Source organism: Corynebacterium frankenforstense (assembly GCF_030211955.1).
In the GTDB taxonomy this organism is placed as follows: domain Bacteria; phylum Actinomycetota; class Actinomycetes; order Mycobacteriales; family Mycobacteriaceae; genus Corynebacterium; species Corynebacterium frankenforstense_A.
Genome location: NZ_JASODI010000006.1, coordinates 88,271 through 105,078 on the forward strand (window position 1 = coordinate 88,271; position 16,808 = coordinate 105,078).

The 16,808-nt window shown below is 72.6% G+C and carries 15 protein-coding genes; 6 read left to right on the forward strand and 9 right to left on the reverse strand.

Annotated features, from left to right (window positions below):
• Positions 1-4: 4 nt before the first annotated feature.
• Positions 5-460 carry a TSUP family transporter gene (locus QP119_RS04595; protein WP_284773960.1) on the reverse strand — a complete coding sequence of 152 codons (456 nt, stop codon included), beginning with the start codon at positions 458-460 and terminating at the stop codon, positions 5-7.
• Between the two features lie 165 nt (positions 461-625).
• On the opposite strand from QP119_RS04595, the gene QP119_RS04600 reads away from it, so the two are divergent.
• The gene (locus tag QP119_RS04600; RefSeq protein WP_284773962.1) at positions 626-1,684 is read left to right on the forward strand and encodes an AbrB family transcriptional regulator; all 1,059 of its coding nucleotides are present in this window, start codon (positions 626-628) and stop codon (positions 1,682-1,684) included.
• 17 nt (positions 1,685-1,701) lie between these two features.
• Here the strand turns inward: QP119_RS04600 and QP119_RS04605 are convergent, their stop codons facing one another.
• Positions 1,702-3,378: a DUF885 domain-containing protein gene (locus QP119_RS04605; RefSeq protein ID WP_284773964.1), complete on the reverse strand. Its 1,677-nt coding sequence runs from the start codon at positions 3,376-3,378 to the stop codon at positions 1,702-1,704.
• 263 nt (positions 3,379-3,641) lie between these two features.
• Between QP119_RS04605 and QP119_RS04610 the strand changes: the two genes are divergently transcribed.
• A complete protein-coding gene (locus QP119_RS04610; protein WP_284774013.1) occupies positions 3,642-4,370 on the forward strand; it encodes an NAD-dependent deacylase in 729 nt (242 codons plus the stop codon).
• A gap of 259 nt (positions 4,371-4,629) precedes the next feature.
• Complete coding sequence (locus tag QP119_RS04615) at positions 4,630-5,784, forward strand: ROK family transcriptional regulator (protein ID WP_284773965.1); 1,155 nt, start codon at positions 4,630-4,632, stop codon at positions 5,782-5,784.
• Positions 5,785-5,841: 57 nt separating this feature from the next.
• On the opposite strand, the gene QP119_RS04620 is transcribed toward QP119_RS04615, so the two are convergent.
• Positions 5,842-6,906: an FAD-dependent oxidoreductase gene (locus tag QP119_RS04620; protein ID WP_284773966.1), complete on the reverse strand. Its 1,065-nt coding sequence runs from the start codon at positions 6,904-6,906 to the stop codon at positions 5,842-5,844.
• A 4-nt stretch (positions 6,907-6,910) separates the two neighbouring features.
• Positions 6,911-7,240, reverse strand: coding sequence for an ArsR/SmtB family transcription factor (locus tag QP119_RS04625; protein WP_284773968.1), 330 nt, complete (start codon positions 7,238-7,240; stop codon positions 6,911-6,913).
• Positions 7,241-7,384: 144 nt separating this feature from the next.
• Between QP119_RS04625 and arsB the strand changes: the two genes are divergently transcribed.
• Positions 7,385-8,446, forward strand: coding sequence for an ACR3 family arsenite efflux transporter (gene arsB, locus QP119_RS04630; RefSeq protein ID WP_284773970.1), 1,062 nt, complete (start codon positions 7,385-7,387; stop codon positions 8,444-8,446).
• A 58-nt stretch (positions 8,447-8,504) separates the two neighbouring features.
• Here arsB and QP119_RS04635 read toward each other — a convergent pair whose 3' ends face one another.
• Together QP119_RS04635 and QP119_RS04640 are read right to left on the reverse strand one after the other, a co-directional pair.
• On the reverse strand, positions 8,505-9,041 hold the full coding sequence (locus QP119_RS04635; protein ID WP_284773972.1) for a gamma carbonic anhydrase family protein: 537 nt from the start codon (positions 9,039-9,041) through the stop codon (positions 8,505-8,507).
• The gene (locus tag QP119_RS04640; protein ID WP_284773974.1) at positions 9,038-9,634 is read right to left on the reverse strand and encodes an HAD family hydrolase; all 597 of its coding nucleotides are present in this window, start codon (positions 9,632-9,634) and stop codon (positions 9,038-9,040) included. Before QP119_RS04640 ends, QP119_RS04635 begins: the two co-directional genes overlap by 4 nt.
• A 59-nt stretch (positions 9,635-9,693) precedes the next feature.
• On the opposite strand from QP119_RS04640, the gene QP119_RS04645 reads away from it, so the two are divergent.
• The gene (locus tag QP119_RS04645) at positions 9,694-10,107 is read left to right on the forward strand and encodes a phage holin family protein (RefSeq protein ID WP_284773975.1); all 414 of its coding nucleotides are present in this window, start codon (positions 9,694-9,696) and stop codon (positions 10,105-10,107) included.
• Positions 10,108-10,194: 87 nt separating this feature from the next.
• Here the strand turns inward: QP119_RS04645 and QP119_RS04650 are convergent, their stop codons facing one another.
• From QP119_RS04650 to QP119_RS04660, 3 genes are all read right to left on the reverse strand, one after another.
• Complete coding sequence (locus tag QP119_RS04650) at positions 10,195-10,773, reverse strand: nitroreductase family protein (protein ID WP_284773976.1); 579 nt, start codon at positions 10,771-10,773, stop codon at positions 10,195-10,197.
• A 158-nt stretch (positions 10,774-10,931) separates the two neighbouring features.
• A complete protein-coding gene (locus tag QP119_RS04655; protein WP_284773978.1) occupies positions 10,932-12,323 on the reverse strand; it encodes an amidohydrolase in 1,392 nt (463 codons plus the stop codon).
• Between the two features lie 5 nt (positions 12,324-12,328).
• Positions 12,329-14,050, reverse strand: a complete 1,722-nt coding sequence (locus tag QP119_RS04660) for an AbgT family transporter (RefSeq protein ID WP_284773980.1) — start codon at positions 14,048-14,050, stop codon at positions 12,329-12,331.
• 264 nt (positions 14,051-14,314) lie between these two features.
• Here QP119_RS04660 and QP119_RS04665 point away from each other — a divergent pair, with 264 nt between their 5' ends.
• Positions 14,315-16,678: a DUF6541 family protein gene (locus QP119_RS04665; protein ID WP_284773982.1), complete on the forward strand. Its 2,364-nt coding sequence runs from the start codon at positions 14,315-14,317 to the stop codon at positions 16,676-16,678.
• The last annotated feature ends 130 nt before the right edge of the window (positions 16,679-16,808 follow it).

A 16,808-nucleotide genomic window follows, 5' to 3' on the forward strand; every position in this document is an offset into this window, starting at 1 on the left:
CTTGTCAGTAAGCCGAAGCCGGGGGTGCAGGGCCCCGGCGCGCACGCCCGGGCAAGGGAGCCGAGGTCTCCCGGCCCAGGGAGGGGTTGGTCGCCACGACGAGGCCTGCGGCCAGCATGAGCACGATGACCAGCAGGAGCATCACCTCGGCGGGCACCGGCGAGGTCGTCGCCGCCCCTGCCATCGCGCAGACGACGGCCACGGGCAGGTGGTAGCGCAGCAGGTGCACGGGCGGGCGGGCCTTGCACATCAGCGTCACCGCCGCCGAGCCGCTGCCGCAGATGACGGCGACCTTGTTGGTGGCCACCGCGACCGCCGGGGCGAGTTCCGGGGCGACGGCCATGATCAGCGGGATGAGGATCAGGCCCCCGCCGCCGACGACGGCGTCGGCCCAGCCGGCCACGAGCGCGCCGCCCGCGAGCACGGTCAGCGCCTCCGCCGAGAGTCCGAGGAAGAGCACGCGCGGGTCTCCTCTCGCTGATCATCCCGCGTCCTGTCTGGGGCGGGCGTCCCGCATCCTGTCGCACGGGATGTGCCCCGCCCTTTCAGCCTAGGCCCGGTGGGTGACCCACTAGGATCGGGAGCGCACCCCGCAGCCACGAAGGAGAGGATACCCGCACGTCCGATGGCTCTCACCCGCCCCGACAGTCCCTTGCGCTGGCTGTTCGTCGTGCCGGCCTCGATCGGGCTGGGCTGGCTCTTCGACCGCTGGAACGTGCCCGCCGGCTGGATTCTGGCCGCCATCGTCGTCTCCGGCACCGTGGCACTCGGTACCGGGCATGACCTGCAGGTCAACAAGTACTACCGGCGCTTCGGCCGCGGCATCATCGGCATCCTGGCCGCGATGCCGATCGTGGGTGTCTCCCTAGGCGAGATCGCCGGCACCCTGATCCCCGCCGCCGTCTTCGGGGCGGTGACCGTGGGCGCCGGGGTGGGCGGCGGCATCCTGCTGGGCCGCTCGGAGAAGGAGATCTCCACCGAGACCGCGATGCTGTCGATGCTGCCCGGCGGGGCGTCGACCATGCCCGCGCTGGCCGACGAGATCGGCGCGGACTACCGCTACGTCGCCCTCGTGCAGTACCTGCGCCTGCTCATCGTCTCGGTCACCCTGCCGGCCGTCGCGCACCTGCTGACACCGCCGGCCGAGGCCGGCCACGCCATCGGCGCCGACTTCCACTTCAACCTGCTGGCCGCCGTGATCATCGTCGCCGCCGCCATGTTCGGCGACCCCATCGGCCAGAAGCTGAAGATCCCGGCCGCCGGGGTGCTCTGCCCGATGCTGCTGGCCGTGATCGGCAGCTGGGTCACCCCGGACTCGATCAGCTTCGAGCCGCCGATGGTCTTCGCGGTCATGGCGTTCCTGTCCATCGGCTGGATCGCCGGCGGCGCGCTGTCGGTGCCGACGCTGAAGCTCTTCGCCCGTCAGCTGCCGGTGACGGTGGCCTACATCTTCTTCATGATGGCCGTCTGCGCCGGCGCGGGTGTCCTCGCCGCGCTGTGGACGGGGGTCACCCACTTCGAGGGCTACCTGGCCACCACGCCCGGCGCGCTCGAGACGGTCCTCGCGCTCTCCGCAGAGGGCGGGGCGGGCTCCGAGGTGATCACCTTCCAGATCCTGCGCCTGGTCGCGGTGCTGCTGCTGGCGGCCTGGCTGCCGCAGATCCTCCGCATCATGCGCAGATAGCTCACCGGGCGGGTCGCTCAGTCCAGCAGATCCTCGCGCAGCACGGACATCGGGATCGAGCCGCGGCGCAGCGCCTCGTTGTGGAACTGGCCCAGCGTCATGCCCTGATCGAGGGCGTCGTCGCGCAGCTCGCGCCACATGCGCTCGCCGAGCGCGTAGGCCGAGCCCTGGCCGGGCCAGCCGAGCAAGCGGTCGAGCTCGAAGACCAGGTTCGGCTCGGCCATCGCGGTGTTCTCGCGCAGGAAGGTCTTGGCGTAGGAGGAGTCCCACACCCCGCCGTCCGGCGTCTTCTTGCCCAGGTGCACGCCGATGTCCAGCGCCACGCGCGCGGCGCGCAGACGTTGGGCGTCGAGAAGCCCCATGCGGAAGCCGGGGTCGTCGCAGTAGCCCAGGTCGGCCATGAGCTGCTCGGCGTAGAGCGCCCAGCCCTCGCCGTGGCCGGCGATCCAGGTCACCGAGCGGCGCCACAGGTTCAGCGAGGACTCCGCCAGGCCGATGCCGATCTGCAGGTGGTGGCCGGGCACGCCCTCGTGGAAGACGGTCGAGAGCTCCTGCCACATGTGGAAGGTCTTCTGCTCCTCCGGCACCGACCACCACATCCGGCCGGGGCGGGCGAAGTCGTCGGACGGCGGGGTGTAGAAGATGCCGCCGGTGCCGGCCGGGTCGATGCGGCACTCGATGGTCTTGATCTCGTCGGGCACGTCGACCTCGGTGCCGTCGAGGTGCACAATGGCCTGGTCGGCCACGCCCTGCATCCACTCCTGGAGCGCCCCGGTGCCGTTGATCGTGTAGTGCTCGTCCTGGTTGAGCTGGTGCATCGCCTGGCGCACGGTGGTGCCGGCGCCATAGAGCTCGGCGGCGACACCCTCCTGGCGGGCGCGCAGCTCCGCGATGCGCTCGAGCGACCAGGTGTAGGCCTCGTCGAGGTCGACCACGTCGCCGAGGTGGTCGTGGGAGAACAGCTCGAAGCGGTCGCGGCCCACCGCGTCCGAGTGCGGGGCGACCGGGGCGAGGTGCTCGTTGAGCCAGTCGGCGAACTCACCGAAGGCCTCCTTGGCGGCCGCGACCTCACGCGAGTCGGGGTCCAGGCCCAGGCCCTCGAAGACGGAGCCGGTCTCCGCCAGCTCCTCGCACTGGGTGTTGACGGCGTCGACCTGGCGCAGCGGGGCGACCAGGCCGTGACCGGCGGCCTCGTCCAGCGAGGCGCGGTAGCCCTCGAGGGCGGCGGGCACCTTGGCCAGGCGCGCGCGCACGGCCTCGAGGTCCTCGGCCGTCTCGTGCGGCATGAGCAGGAAGGAGTCGCGGATCGTCTGCACGGGCGACTCGATGACGTTGAGGTCGCGCAGGTCCTCGGCGTGGTGGTGGCGGTCGAGGAAGACACCCAGACGGTCGCGCAGCGCGGCGGCGGTGACCTGGTCGACGTCGTCGAAGTCGTCCTCGTCGTCGGAGCTGTCGGTGGCCTCGTCGAAGGCGTCGACGTCCATGACCATCTCGCGGGTCCGCTCGCCCAGGGCGTCGTAGTACTCCGGGGAGAAGTCCTGCAGCTCACCGTCGTGGCCGGGCAGGCCCCACTCGGTGGCCCACGTCGGAGACAGCTCCGCGAGGTCGGCCACGAACGCCTCACAGGCGGCGTCGAGCAGGGAAGGCTCCCGGGATGCCTCGTCCGAGGAGCTCAGCGCAGTCGGAGAACTCATAAGCGGACAGTCTAGCCCCCAGCCCCGGAGCGGGGCCACCCGTGGAAAAATTACGGCTGACCTGGAATTTCCGGCGCCTTTCCCGCGCGCGCCCGCGCGGGCGCCGGTAGCCTCGGAGTCACAGCGAAGAGATAGAGGAGCAACCGGTGCACCACTCAGACACCCTCGACGCGGACATCGCGCGCGCCGCGGAGCTCATCGCCGCGGCCGCCGGGACGCACTCCGACGCGGCCGACGCGGCCGCCGCCGACCCCCACCACGACCTGCGCGTCGAGGTCTTCACCGGGGCCGGCATGTCCGCCGACTCCGGCCTGGACACCTTCCGCGACGCGGGCACCGGCCTGTGGGAGAACGTCGACCCCACCGCGCTGGCCAGCATCGACGCCTGGGCGCGCGACCCGGAGCCCATGTGGGCCTGGTACCTGTGGCGCGCACGCAAGTCGCTGGACGCCGAGCCCAACGCCGGGCACCTGGCCGTCGCCGACTGGCAGGCCGAGGGCCCCGGCCAGGTGCACGTGACCACCCAGAACATCGACGACCTGCACGAGCGCGCCGGCGCGCACGACGTCGCCCACCTGCACGGCTCGCTCTTCGACTTCCGCTGCACCATCTGCGCGCGGCCCTACCGCGGCATCCACGAGGGCGACATCCCCGTCGAACCGGTGGAGCGCGCCACCCCGCCGACCTGCCCGCGCTGCGGCAACCTCGTCCGCCCCGGGGTCGTGTGGTTCGGCGAGGCGCTGCCCCACGACGAGTGGGACGCCGCCGAGCGCTGGGCGCGGCGCGCGGACGTGATGATCGTCGTCGGCACCTCGGGCGTGGTCTACCCCGCGGCCGGCCTGCCGGTGCTCGCCGCGCAGTCCGGCGCCGTGATCATCGAGGTCACCCCACAGCCGACCGAGCTGACCGGGCTGGCCGCGGTGTCCCTTTCGACCACCGCCGCCCACGGGCTGCCGTTGCTTTACGACGCCGTGCTCGGCGCCGTCGGCTGACACGTGCGGCGCGGGCGCGGCCCCGGCGCGGCCCCGGCGCGTCCCCGGCGCGCCGCCGCGCGCCCGACGGCGCGGGTACCGCGCCCGGGGGGGACGGGCGGGGCGTCGGCAATTTCGTGTACCTTTACCCCGATACGGGTGAAACCGATGGTGGCTCCCCGGACGTATGAACTGGTGAGAACGCCCGGATTAGACCGAGCGGTACAGATTAGGGGGCATTTTTTGGACAACTTGGTCTACACAGGTTTATTGTGAACTCATGCACCGTCGCCCAGGCACCACAGCTTTCGCCCGCCCGCAGTCCCCTGCGGCGAAGTGCCTGCACCTGATCCGCCTGCGCAGAGCACGCACCCGCCCCGAGCTCATCGAGGCCACCGGGCTGTCGCAGCCGACGATCACGCGCGCCGTGACCACCCTGATCAACGCGGGCCTGATCCGGGCGCGCGCCGACCTGGCGGTCTCCGACGGACCGGGAAGGCCCACCACGCCGCTGGAGCCGGCCGACTTCCCGGCGGTATTCGTCGGCGCGGCCGTGGGCACCTCCTCGACGTACCTGGGACTCTACGACGCCGAGGGCCGCCGCCTGCGCGACCTGGACCTGAAGATCAAGGTCTCCGAGCACGAGGACTCCGACTTCCTCGAGCACCTCGTCGCCGGCATCAACCGGCTCACCGCGGGCGTGGCCACCCCGCTCGGCGCGCTCGGCGTGACCACCTCGGGGCAGGTCACCGAGCGCGGGATCGTGGACGCGCCCAACCTGGGCTGGCACGGCGTCGACTTCGCCGGGCGGCTGCGCTACCACTTCGACGTGCCGGTGACGGTCTCGGCGGCCGTGCCCGCCATCCTCGGCTCGGAGACCCAGTCGGCGAACCTGCCGGCGGCCGGCGACGAGCCGCCGCGCACGCTCGCGCTCTTCGCCGACGACTCGATCAGCGCCGCGGTCACCCACGCCACCGGAGTCACCCAGCTCAGCTCGCTGCCCGCACCCGCGCCCGGGCCCGGGCTGCCCACCACCGCCGAGGAGCGGCTGAGCACCCAGGGCTTCCTGGACACCGTCGCCGCGGCGGGGCTGGGCACGATGACGCTCGAGGACGCGGTGGGCCGCGCCGAGCACTCCCGGGAGCTGCGCGCGCTGCTCGACGAGCGCGCCCGGATGCTCGGCGACATGTGCGCCGCCCTCATCGCGCGCCACCACCCGGACACCCTGGTCCTGGCCGGCAGCGCGCTGACGGCCGACCCGCGCGCGCCGCAGACCTTCGCCAAGACGGTGCGCGGCCGGGTGGGCAACGACGTGGAGCTGCGTATGATCCCCGGTCACCGGGAGATCGTGGTCGCCATCGCGCGCGCCGTCGCGCTGGACAAGCTGCTGCGCGACCCGGTCGAGGTCGCCGACGGCGTCGGCGCCGCGGCCTGAAGGCTACGGCCGGTCCGGCTCAGCGCGCGGCACCCGGCTCAGTGCGCGGCACCCGTCTCAACGCGCGGTGTCCTTGACCTCCTCCGCCACGGCGCGGGCCGTCTGCTTGGCGTAGGGGCCGACCCCGAGGATCGTCGCCGAGCCCGGGCCGGTGCGGTCGCCGTAGCCGACCAGGTGCAGCCCGGGGACAGGTTCGTGCGGGTCGGCCCCGCGCCGGTCGGCCCCGCCGGCGCCGCCGAGGAGCCCGCGGAAGGGCCCGAGGGCCGGGCGGAAGCCGGTGCACCAGATCAGATGGTCCGCGCCGACCTGGGACAGGGAGGCGAACATCGGGGTGGCGGTGAGCCGCCCGGCGTCGCGCATGCGGCGCACCTGGGGCAGCACGACGATGTCGCCCAGCCGCGAGTCCGACCCCGGGTCGGGGCGGCCCGCGGCGATCTCCCGGAAGCGCTCCCGGTTGCGCCGGAAGAGCACCCGCCCGTCGACGTCGTCGGGCATCCAGCGCGGGGCGTGCCGGGTGTACCAGGTCACCTCGCCGACGTCCGGATCCTCGAGCAGTTCCGCGGCGATCTGGGCCCCCGAGTTCGCCGCGCCGACCACCGCCACCGAGCGCCCGGCGAAGGGGGCCGGTCCGGGGTAGTTGGCCGAATGCCACTGCCTGCCGGAGAAACGGCCCGGATAGGCCGGCACGAACGGGGCCGACCAGGTGCCGGTGGCGCCGATGACCCGCGCGCACGTCCACGTCAAGTCCGGCACGGCGGCGTGCACCCGGAACCCGCCGCCGTCGAGCGCCTCGACGCGCCCGACCCGCACGGGCCGCTCAACGGGGATGCGGTAACGGCGCTCGTACATGGCCAGGTAGTCGACGACGTGCCGGGCCGGCGGGAAGCCCTCATGGGCGGGCATGGGCACGCCGGGCAGGTTGGAGAACCCGGCCGTGGAGAACAGCGTCAGCGACGGCCAGGCGTGCCGCCAGGCGCCGCCCGGGCCGGGCTGGTCGTCGAGGACCAGCACGTCGACCCCGGCGCGCAGCAGGTAGAACGCGGTGGCCAGGCCGGATTGACCGCCGCCGACGACGATCGCCTCGTGGTCGAACCCGGCCCCGGGTGCAGTGCACGCGACCATGCCGTCAGTCCATCTGGAGTACGGCGCGCAGCCGGGCGAACGGCTCCGGACACACGCGGTGCACGACGGTGCGGCCGATCTGCGAGCGCTCGAGCAGCCCGACCTCGGTCAGCTTCTTCAGGTGGTGCGAGACCGTCGGCTGGCTCAACCCCACCAGTTCTGTCAGCTCACCTACCGTGGTCGGCCCGCAGCCGCCGGCGGCGAGCTGGGCGAGGATGCGCAGGCGGTTCGGCTCGGCGAGCACCTTGAACAGCTCGGCATACCGGGCCGCCTCAGCGTCGTCGAGCGGCCCGCTGCCCAGTGAACAGCACTCCCCGGATCGTGGACTCGTCATGGCTCCAATGTTATATTGACGGCTGTCAATATGAAAGACGCGAGAGGAGCCCACCCCTTGTCCACCCCCTCACCGCAGGCCCGCGCCCCACGATCCGGAAGACCCGGGCAATCCGGGGCTCCCGGCACGCCACACCGTGCGCGCATGTCCGTCGCGGACCGGTACCTGCCGGTGTGGATCCTGATCGCCATGGCAGTCGGCCTGTTGCTCGGGCGCACGGTGCCGGGCCTCGGCACGGCGCTGAGCGCTCTCGAGATCGGCGGCGTCTCGCTGCCGATCCTGATCGGGCTTCTCGTGATGATGTACCCGCCGCTGGCCAAGGTGCGCTTCGACAAGACCGCGGAGGTCGCCGCCGACCGCAGGCTCATGGTGCTCTCGCTGACGCTGAACTGGCTGGTCGGACCGGCGTTGATGTTCGCTCTCGCCTGGATCTTCCTGCCCGACGAGCCGGAGCTGCGCACCGGGTTGATCATCGTCGGCCTGGCCCGGTGCATCGCGATGGTGCTCGTGTGGACCGAGCTCTCCTGCGCGGACCGCGAGGTCACCGCCGTGCTGGTGGCGGTCAACGCGCTGTTCCAGGTGCTCATGTTCGGCGTGCTCGGCTGGTTCTACCTGCAGGTGCTTCCCGGGTGGCTGGGGCTGGCCACCACCACCGCGGAGTTCTCCTTCACCGCCATCGTGACCTCGGTACTGGTCTTCCTCGGGGTCCCGCTGCTGGCGGGGCTGGTCTCACGCTGGATCGGGGAGCGCCGACGGGGCCGCAAGTGGTACGAGTCCCGGTTCCTGCCCGCGATATCCCCGCTGGCCATGATCGGCCTGCTCTACACCATCGTGCTGCTGTTCTGCCTGCAAGGCGAGCAGATCACCGCTCAGCCCCTGACCGTGGCCCGCGTAGCCCTGCCGCTGCTGATCTACTTCGTCGGGATGTTCGCCCTGGCGCTTCTGGCCTCACGGGCCGCCGGCCTGGGCTACGCGCGTTCAACCTCGGTGGCGTTCACCGCGGCGGGCAACAACTTCGAGCTGGCCATCGCGGTCTCGATCGGCACCTTCGGGGCGAATTCGGCGCCGGCGCTGGCCGGTACCATCGGTCCCCTGGTGGAGATCCCCGTGCTCGTCGGCCTGGTCTACGTCGCGCTCTGGCTCGGCCCGCGGCTCTTCCCCGGCGACCCGACGCTGCCCGCACCCCGCAGACCGCGGGCACGCTAGCCCACCGTGCGCGACCGACGCTCCCGGCGCCCGCCGCCCCGAGCCGCTGAACCCGCCCCTACGGCCGGTCGGGCTCGACGCGCGCGCCCTGCCCCTGCGCGGTCTGCACGTAGTTCGCGGCGTGCGGGATGAAGGCCTGCGACTCCTCGGCCGTCAGCTCGCGGCGTACCTTCGCGGGCACCCCGGCGGCCAGCGAGCGCGGCGGGATCTCCGCGCCCTCGAGGACCACCGCGCCGGCGGCGATGAGCGAGCCCTCCCCGATCCGGGACCGCGAGAGTACCTTCGAGCCCATGCCGATCAGGCAGCCGTCGGCCACGTGCGCGCTGTGCACCAGGGCCAGGTGCCCGACGGTGACGTCGTCGCCGAGCACGCACTCCTCGCCGGTGTCGACGTGCAGCACGCAGTTGTCCTGGATGTTGGTGCGCTCGCCGACGCGGATCGCGCCGACGTCGCCGCGCAGGACCACCCCGTAGAAGACGGAGGCCCCGGCGGCCACGGTCACGTCGCCGATCAGGGTCGCCGTCGGCGCGATCCACGCGTCCGGGTGCACGGTGGGCCGGCGGCCCTCGTACTCGTAGAAGTAGGGCCCGGTCATTTGAGCCCCAGCTCCCCGGCCACGGAGTCCCAGCCGGTGAAGAGCACCGCGCACAGGCCGGCGGCCTCGGCGCCGGCGATGTAGTCCTCACGGTCGTCGAAGAAGACGGTGTCGCGCGGCGAGGCGCCCAGCGCGTCGACGGCCACGGCGAAGGCCTGGGTGTCCGGCTTGGCCACGCCGATGTCGCAGGAGAAGGTCACCGCGTCGAACTCGTCGAGCCACCCGGAGTGGCGCCGGCGCACACGTGCTGCCAGCCCGGTCGGGATGTTGGAGAGGATGCCGACCTTGTAGCCCTTGTCGCGCAGGGCCAGCACGTTGTCGACGACCTCGTGGTCGGCCTCGAGGCAGTCGCCGTAGTCGGCGGCGATGGCCTCCTGGATGTCGAGGTCCTCGACCCCGGCGCGCAGGGCGACCTGGCGCCAGTAGTTGACCTCGGTGACCTGGGCGGCGTCCAGGGCGGGGCGCAGCTCGGCGTAGACCGGCCAGATGTCCTCGTTGCCGCCGGCGGCGGCGAGGACGCCGCGGCGGAAGCTCGGGCCGGGCAGACGCATGAGCACGCCGTACATGTCGAACAGCAGGGTGGGGTGACTCATCAGGCATCCTTTCGTCGGTCACCACGATACGTACATTTTCGGCCCGTAGGATCGGCCCCATGCGCATGATCTGGAACCTCTTCGTGCACGCCGTGGCCACCGCCTTCGCCCTGCTCGTCGTCACCGCCTTCGTGCCCGGGGTGGACGTCTCCGTGCCGGCCGCCCCGCTGGTCGGCGACGGCGGGCACGACCGCCTGTGGGTCTTCCTGGGCGTCGGCGCGATCATCGTGGTGCTCAACACGCTGGTCAAGCCGGTGGTCCAACTGCTCGGCCTGCCCCTGACCATCCTCACGCTGGGGCTCTTCTCCCTGGTGATCAACGCGGCGATGCTGCTGCTCGCCGCGGCGGTGGCCCAGTCGGTGGGCCTGGGGCTGACGGTCTCCGGGTTCTGGGCGGCGGTCTTCGGCTCCATCGTGCTGGGCCTGGTCAACGCCGTCGTCAGCCCGATCACCGCGGGGCTGACCCGACGCTGAGGCGCGGTCGCTTGCCGACGCCGCGTCGGTCGGCCCCGGCGCGTCCCACCCGGCCCCGGCGCTGAGGCGCCGGGGCCTCAGTGGTTGTCAGTAGCGGTCGTCGACGCGGCGGTTGGCCGCACGGCCCGGGTGGGCCGGGGTCTCGTCGGGGTAGCCGGCGGCGACGACGAGCGCAATGGAGCGGTCGGAGCGCCCGCCGAGCCCGATGGCCTCCTTGACCTTCTCCTCGTCCCAGCCGGTCGTCGGGCTGGTGGCCAGGCCCTCGGCCTGCGCGGCGACGAGCAGGAAGCCGCCGACGAGCATCGCGTCGCGCAGGCCGTGCTCGCGGCGGACGGCCTCGGAGCGCGTGGCGCGCCCGGCGCGTAGGTTCTTCGCGCGCTCGGCGCCGAGGATCTCCTCGTCGTCGTCCTGCTCGATCTCGGAGCGGCCGACGGCGACGAAGACGACGGGCGCGTCGAGGAACTGCCGCTGGCCCGAGGCCTCGAAGAGGGCTTCCTTGACGTCGTGGTCGCGGACGACGACGAGGTCGCGCAGCTGCGCGTTGAAGGCGCTGGGCGCCTCCAGGGCGAGCTCGGCGACGCGGTCGATGACCTCGTCGGAGGGGACCAGGTCGGTGTACTTGCGGGTGGCGCGGCGCGAACGGATGGCCTCTTCGACGGTGAGCATTCTGGAGAGCTCCTCAAGACATAGTTGACGCGTAAACGTTTCGCGGCGATCCTACGCGAACCCGCCCCGACACGACCATGCGTCAACGACATGTCGACGCGATCGACACATCGGGCAGACATGTCGTTTTTTCTCCTCTGAATCGACATGTCCCCGCATCACCCCAGGTAGTCGGCCACCGCCAGGCGCCCGCCGGCCGCCTCGAACGCGGCGCGCGCCGCGGCCAGCAGCTCCGGCTCGTCGAGCATGTCCACGGCCACCTGGGCCAGGCCCGCGGCGGCGTCCACCGCGGCGTCGACACCCGCCTTACTGCGGGCGCACTCGGCGAAGCGCGCGGTGTGCAGCGCGGCGTCGTCGGGGCCAATCTTGATCATCGGGTGGATGCCGGGCACCAGGTGCGAGACGTTGCCGAAGTCGGTGGAGGCCGCCAGCGAGTCCGGCAGGATCCCGCCGGGCAGCGCGGTGCGCCCGCGCAGCACCTGGGTGCGCGCCCACCGCCGGGCGAGGACGTGGTTGTTGCGCACCGGCAGGCTCGGCGGGTGGATGTCCCAGTCCAGCTCGACGTCGACGCCGGCCATGCGCGCGGCGCCGAGCAGCACGTCGTCGACACGCGCGGACAGGTCGCGCAACGCCGCCGGGATCAGCGAGCGCACGTAGACCGACAGGCGCGCCTCGTCGGGGATGACCGAGGGGCGCCGCCCGCCCGAGTCGATGACGGCGTGCAGCCGGTCGCTCGGCGGCATCTGCTGGCGTAGCAGCCCGAAGCCCTGGTAGGCGAGCGTCGCCGCGTCCAGCGCGTTGCGCCCCATGAACGGCTGCGAGGAGGCGTGCGCGGAGATCCCGCGGAAGGTCGCGGTCATGGTGCGCCGGCCCACCCAGGCGTGTTCGGCGAGGTCGTAGCCGAAGGGGTGGACCATCACCGCGGCGTCGATGCCGTCGAAGGCGCCGCCCCGGATCATGTGCTCCTTGCCGGTGTGGCCCTCCTCGGCCGGGGTGCCCAGCAGCACGATCCGCCCCGGGCCGGTCACTCCCCGCTCGAGCTCCCGGGCGGCGGCGAGGAAGGCGCCGACCCCGGCGGCGGCGATGATGTTGTGCCCGCAGCCGTGGCCGAGGCCCGGCAGCGCGTCGTACTCGGCGAGGATCGCGACCGTCGGCCCGCCGTCGCGGGCGTCCCCGCCGTCGCCTTCGATTTCCGACGTCCCGCCGCCCGGCGTCTGCGCCACCGCCCGCAGGGCGGTGGGAAGGCCCCCGACGCCGGTCTCGACGCGGTGGCCGTGGGCGCGCAGCAGCTGCGCCAGGGCGGCGGCCGCGTGGTGCTCCTCGAAGGCCTCCTCGGGGTGGTCGTGCAGGTCGAGGGCCAGGTCGCGCAGCTCGCCGCGCAGCTCCTCGGCGTCGGCGGCGATGCGCTGCCACGACGGGGAGGGAGCTTCACTCCCTCCCCCGGAAGCTCCTCCGGCGTCGGCGGCCCCGGCGCGCTCCCGGGCACGGGCGGCGCGGGCGTCGAGAAGCTTGCGGGTGTGGTCGAGGTACGCGGTCGACGGCGTGTCCATGGGCCCTACCCTGCCAAAAAGACGCCCTGGCCGGGGCCCAACGGGAGATCGAAGTAGAACCAGACGGCCAGCAGGCTGACCCAGGTGATCCAGAAGGGCACGACGAAGACGACCAGCCGGCTCATCAGCGTGCCCAGCCCGGCCTTCGGCTCGTAGCGGCGCAGCAGGCCGAGGATGACGATCATGTACGGATTCATCGGCGTGATGATCTGGGTGGCCGAGTCGCCCACGCGGAAGGCCGCCTGCGTGAAGCCGGGCTCGTAGCCGAGCAGGGCGAACATGGGCACGAAGACGGCGGCCATCAGGGTCCACATCGCGGAGCCGGAGATGATCAGCAAGTTGAGCACGCTGGCCAGGATCGCGAAGCCGACGATGGCGGCGAAGCCGGTCAGGCCGATGGACTCGAGCAGCGCCGCGCCCTTGACGGCGGTCCAGGTGCCGATGCCGGTCCAGGTGCCGATGCCGGTCCAGGTGCCGATGCCGGTCCAGTTGAACAGCTCGACGAACTGCCCCAGGATGAACGCGAGCACGAGGAAGCCGGAGAGGTCGATCAGGGACTTGCGCATCATGTCGACGACGTCGTCGAAGCGGCGGATCGAGCCGGCGACCATGCCGTAGGCGATGCCCATCACCGCGAAGAAGACCACGACGATGAAGACGATCGAGTTGAGCAGAGGGGACTGCGGCAGGTAGCCGCCGTCCTCGTTGCGCCAGGGCGAGCCCGGCCACAGCACCGCGGCGGTGATGACCACGCCGACGAGCAGGGTCACCCCGAGCGAGACCTTCAGGGCGGCCCACTCGCGGGCGGTCAGCTCGGGGTCGAGGCGGTGGTCGTCGGCCTTCGCGGTCTCGAACTCCTGCTGGCCGGAGGCGGTGCGCTCGACCGGGACGTCCTGGCGCCACATGCGCGGTTCGAGGACGCGGTCGATCAGCCAGCCGGCGACGACACCGAGCAGCACGGCCGAAGCGATGTTGAAGAAGTAGTTGGACACCGGGTTGGCCTCGGTGGCCTCGTGGCCGGGAAGCGTACCCATCACGGCGTTGGTGATGCCGGCGAACAGGGCGTCGAGGCTGGTGGGCACCAGCGCGGTCGAGTAGCCGGCGCCCACGGCGGCGAATCCGCCGAGCAGGCCGGCGACGGGGTGGCGGCCGGCGGCGCGGAAGACCATGGCGGCCAGCGGCGGCACGACGACGAAGGCGGCGTCGGCCATCACCGAGGCGGTCACGCCGATCACGCCGACGGCGTAGGGCAGCAGGGTCTTGTTGGCGCTGCCGAAGAGCTTGCGGATCAGCGCGGAGAGCATCCCGGAGCGCTCGGCGACGCCGACGGCGAGCATGATCGGCAGCACGGTAACCAGGGGCGGGAAGCCGATGTAGTTCTCGGCGACGTTCTCGGTCAGCCACACCATGCCCTCGCCGGTGAACAGCCCCTTGACGTGGAGCTCCTCGTCGGAGCCGGGCACGGCGACCGAGACGCCGGCCCACGCCATCACCGAGGAGGCCAGGGCGGTGATCAGGAAGAGGTAGGTGAACAGGAGGAAGGGGGTGGGCAGCTTGTTGCCCACCTTCTCGACGCCGTCGAGGGTGCGGTCGCCGAGGCGGGCCAGCCGGGAGCGCGGGGCGTCGGCCTCCGCGGTGGCGGTGGCGGTCGCGCCGGACCCGGCGGCGCCGGAGCCACCCGCGCCGGACCCGGTCGATTCCTGGGTGCGGTCGGTCTTGTCGTCCATGAGCCGCGCCTTTCAGTGGATTCAGCCGGCGGGGAGACGGGCGGCGGGACCCGGGGCCCACCGCGGTGCCGCCTCCGCGCCGGTATCGACGTGTGGTGCAGTTCACTTTATTGCACCAAAGTGTCGCGTGTGGTGGAAAACGGGCCACGGACGAACCGGGGCCGTTGTGTCCCGGCCTCCCACTAGACTCAGTACCCGCATCACAACCCCACTCCGACCCTGCCCCGGCGGGCGGGCCGGCCGCGAGGAAGGACACGCATCATCGTGACGGTAACCGCCGCCCCAGCGCCGACGGCCAGCACCGCGGCCACCACCGCGGGCACCCCCGAGCTGGTCCTGCTGTGCGCGCTCATGCTCGCCACGCTGGTGGTCCCGGGCCTGCTCATCGGCCTGGCACTCACCCGCCGTCCCGGGCTGTCTGCGGCGGCCGCGGTGCCGGCCACCGTCGGCGTGCTCGGTTTCTTCGGGTGGGCCTTCGGCGGGCTGGGCATCCCGGTCAACCCGCTCAGCCTCACCCTGTCCTGGGTCTTCGTGCTCGCCCTGGCGCTGCCCCTCGGGGTGATCGCCACCCAGCGCCGGCGCGTGCGCGAACGCCTCGACGCCGAGCGCGACGAGAGCTACGACCCGCGCCGGCCCGGCGCCCTCGGCGCCGGCCACACGTACGACGGGCGGGGCGCACACGCGGTGCACCGGGACGTCGGCAATCGGGGCGCGCGCCACGCCGGCAGCAGCCCGGGGGCCACGCCGTGGGCCTGGGCGCAGGCGCTGCTCTCGGCGGGCACCGTCGCCGCGCTGGTCGTCTGGGCCTCGGTGGACGTCGCCCGACGCATCATCGAGGACGGCGACCGCGGCCTGCGCGCGATCCCGCAGGGCTGGGACATGCACTGGCACGCCTCGCTGGTGCACTGGGTCCACGAGACGGGCGTGATCTCGCCGACGCGCACCGGCGAGCTGCGCTACGCCGAGGACGCCAAGGAGGTCTACTACCCCACCGGATGGCACGTGGCCTGCGACTACGCCGGCGAGATCGCCTTCAGGGTCACCGGGCGCGCGTGGGACACCGTCGAGGTGATCAACCTGTTCATGGCCGTCTCGCTCGCCGTGGCGGCCGCCGGCTCGGCCGCGGCGCTGGTCTGGATCGGCGCCGGGTTCCTGCTGCGCCGCAGCGGCGACACCCCGCTGGCCCCGGCCGCGGCGGCGACGCGCTGGGCGGCGACGACGCTCGCGGCGGCCTCGGCGCTGCTGCTGCCGGCCTGGCAGATCATCTTCTTCGACGGCTCCTGGCCGGCCGGCTTCGGCATTGGGCTGGCGGGCGTCGCCGTGGCCGTCACCGCGGCGGCGACCGTCACCCTTGACGCGCGCTGGGCGGCCTCGACGCTGGCGGCGCTGGCCGTGCTCGGCGCGGCACAGACGCACGCCTCGGCGGCCACCGTTGTCGCCGCGGGCCTGGGGCTGTGGCTGATCCAGCAGCTGGTCAGGCCGGCCCCCGGGGTCACGCGCCTGGGCGCGCTGGGGCACCTCATCCTCACCGCGGTGCTCACGGCCGTGCCGTTCGCCCCGCAGTTCCTGGTGGGCCTGGGCAACGTCGGCGAGGTCACCGAGTCCACCCAGCAGCTGGTCGACGTGCGTTCCGATTCGGTGACCCAGGCGTTGATGCTGGAGACGAAGTTCTTCGACTTCTACGGCGACGACACCGTCTGGTACGCCCTGATCGTCGCCGGCCTGGTGGGTCTGGCCGTCCTCGCCTTCACCGGCGGGACCTGGCTGACCGCGCTGTGGGCGCTCGGCTTCGGCGGCACGGTCTACTGCCTGATGCCCTTCGACAACGGGCTGGGCGACGCGCTCGAGTTGTTCACCTCCTTCCACTACAACGCCTCGCACCGCGTCGCGCTCATCTCCGCGATGGCGGTCGCCGCCGGGGTCGGCGCGCTGATCGCCGCCCTCGGCGCCGGGTTGCAGTTGTGGGCCGCCCGCGCCCGGCGCGGCACGGAGGAGCCGATTGACGACGTCCCGGTGGTCGACGCCGGCGCCGGCCGGGCAGGCCGGGTGCAGGCCGCCCAGGCCGCGGCGGTCATCGGCGTGACGGCGCTGGTGATGACCACCCAGCTGCCCGCGGTGGCCGGCGCGGAGGACCAGGGCCTGCAGATCATGGCCGCCGCCGGCGACAAGACCGGCCGCGTGGTCTCAATGGCGGACCTGCGTGCCTTCGACTTCCTGCGCGGGCAGGTCGACGCCTCCCCGACGCCGTTCTCCATCCTCTCCGCACCCGAGGAGGGCATGGGCTGGGGCTACGTCACCCACGACCTGCCGATGGTCTTCACGCACTACCTCAACGACCGCCAGGCCGACCCGCTGGACACCACCGACGTGCTCTTCCACGCCGACCAGCTCAACGGCGACCCGGCCAACCCGGTCGACCAGGCCGCCTGCCGGCTGGGCATCCGCTACATCGTCGCCTCGCCGCCGATGTTCTGGTCCTACCTGGACCCGTACCCGTCCTTCCTCAACCTGCACAACGCCCCGGGGCTGACGCCGGTCTACGAGGAGAACGCCCCGGACCCCGAAGACCAGGTCTTCGTCTACGAGGTCGACAGCTGGGACCCGCGCTACTGCCGCAGCGTGCGCTGAGGCGTGGGCAGGCGCGGCGTCGGCAAGCGGGCGCGCGGCGCCGCGCACGCCGTGCCGGAACCTGCGCGGCGTCGGCAAGCCCGCGCGGGCGATAACGGGGACAGCGGCGGCGAACGCGTGTTAGCTTCGT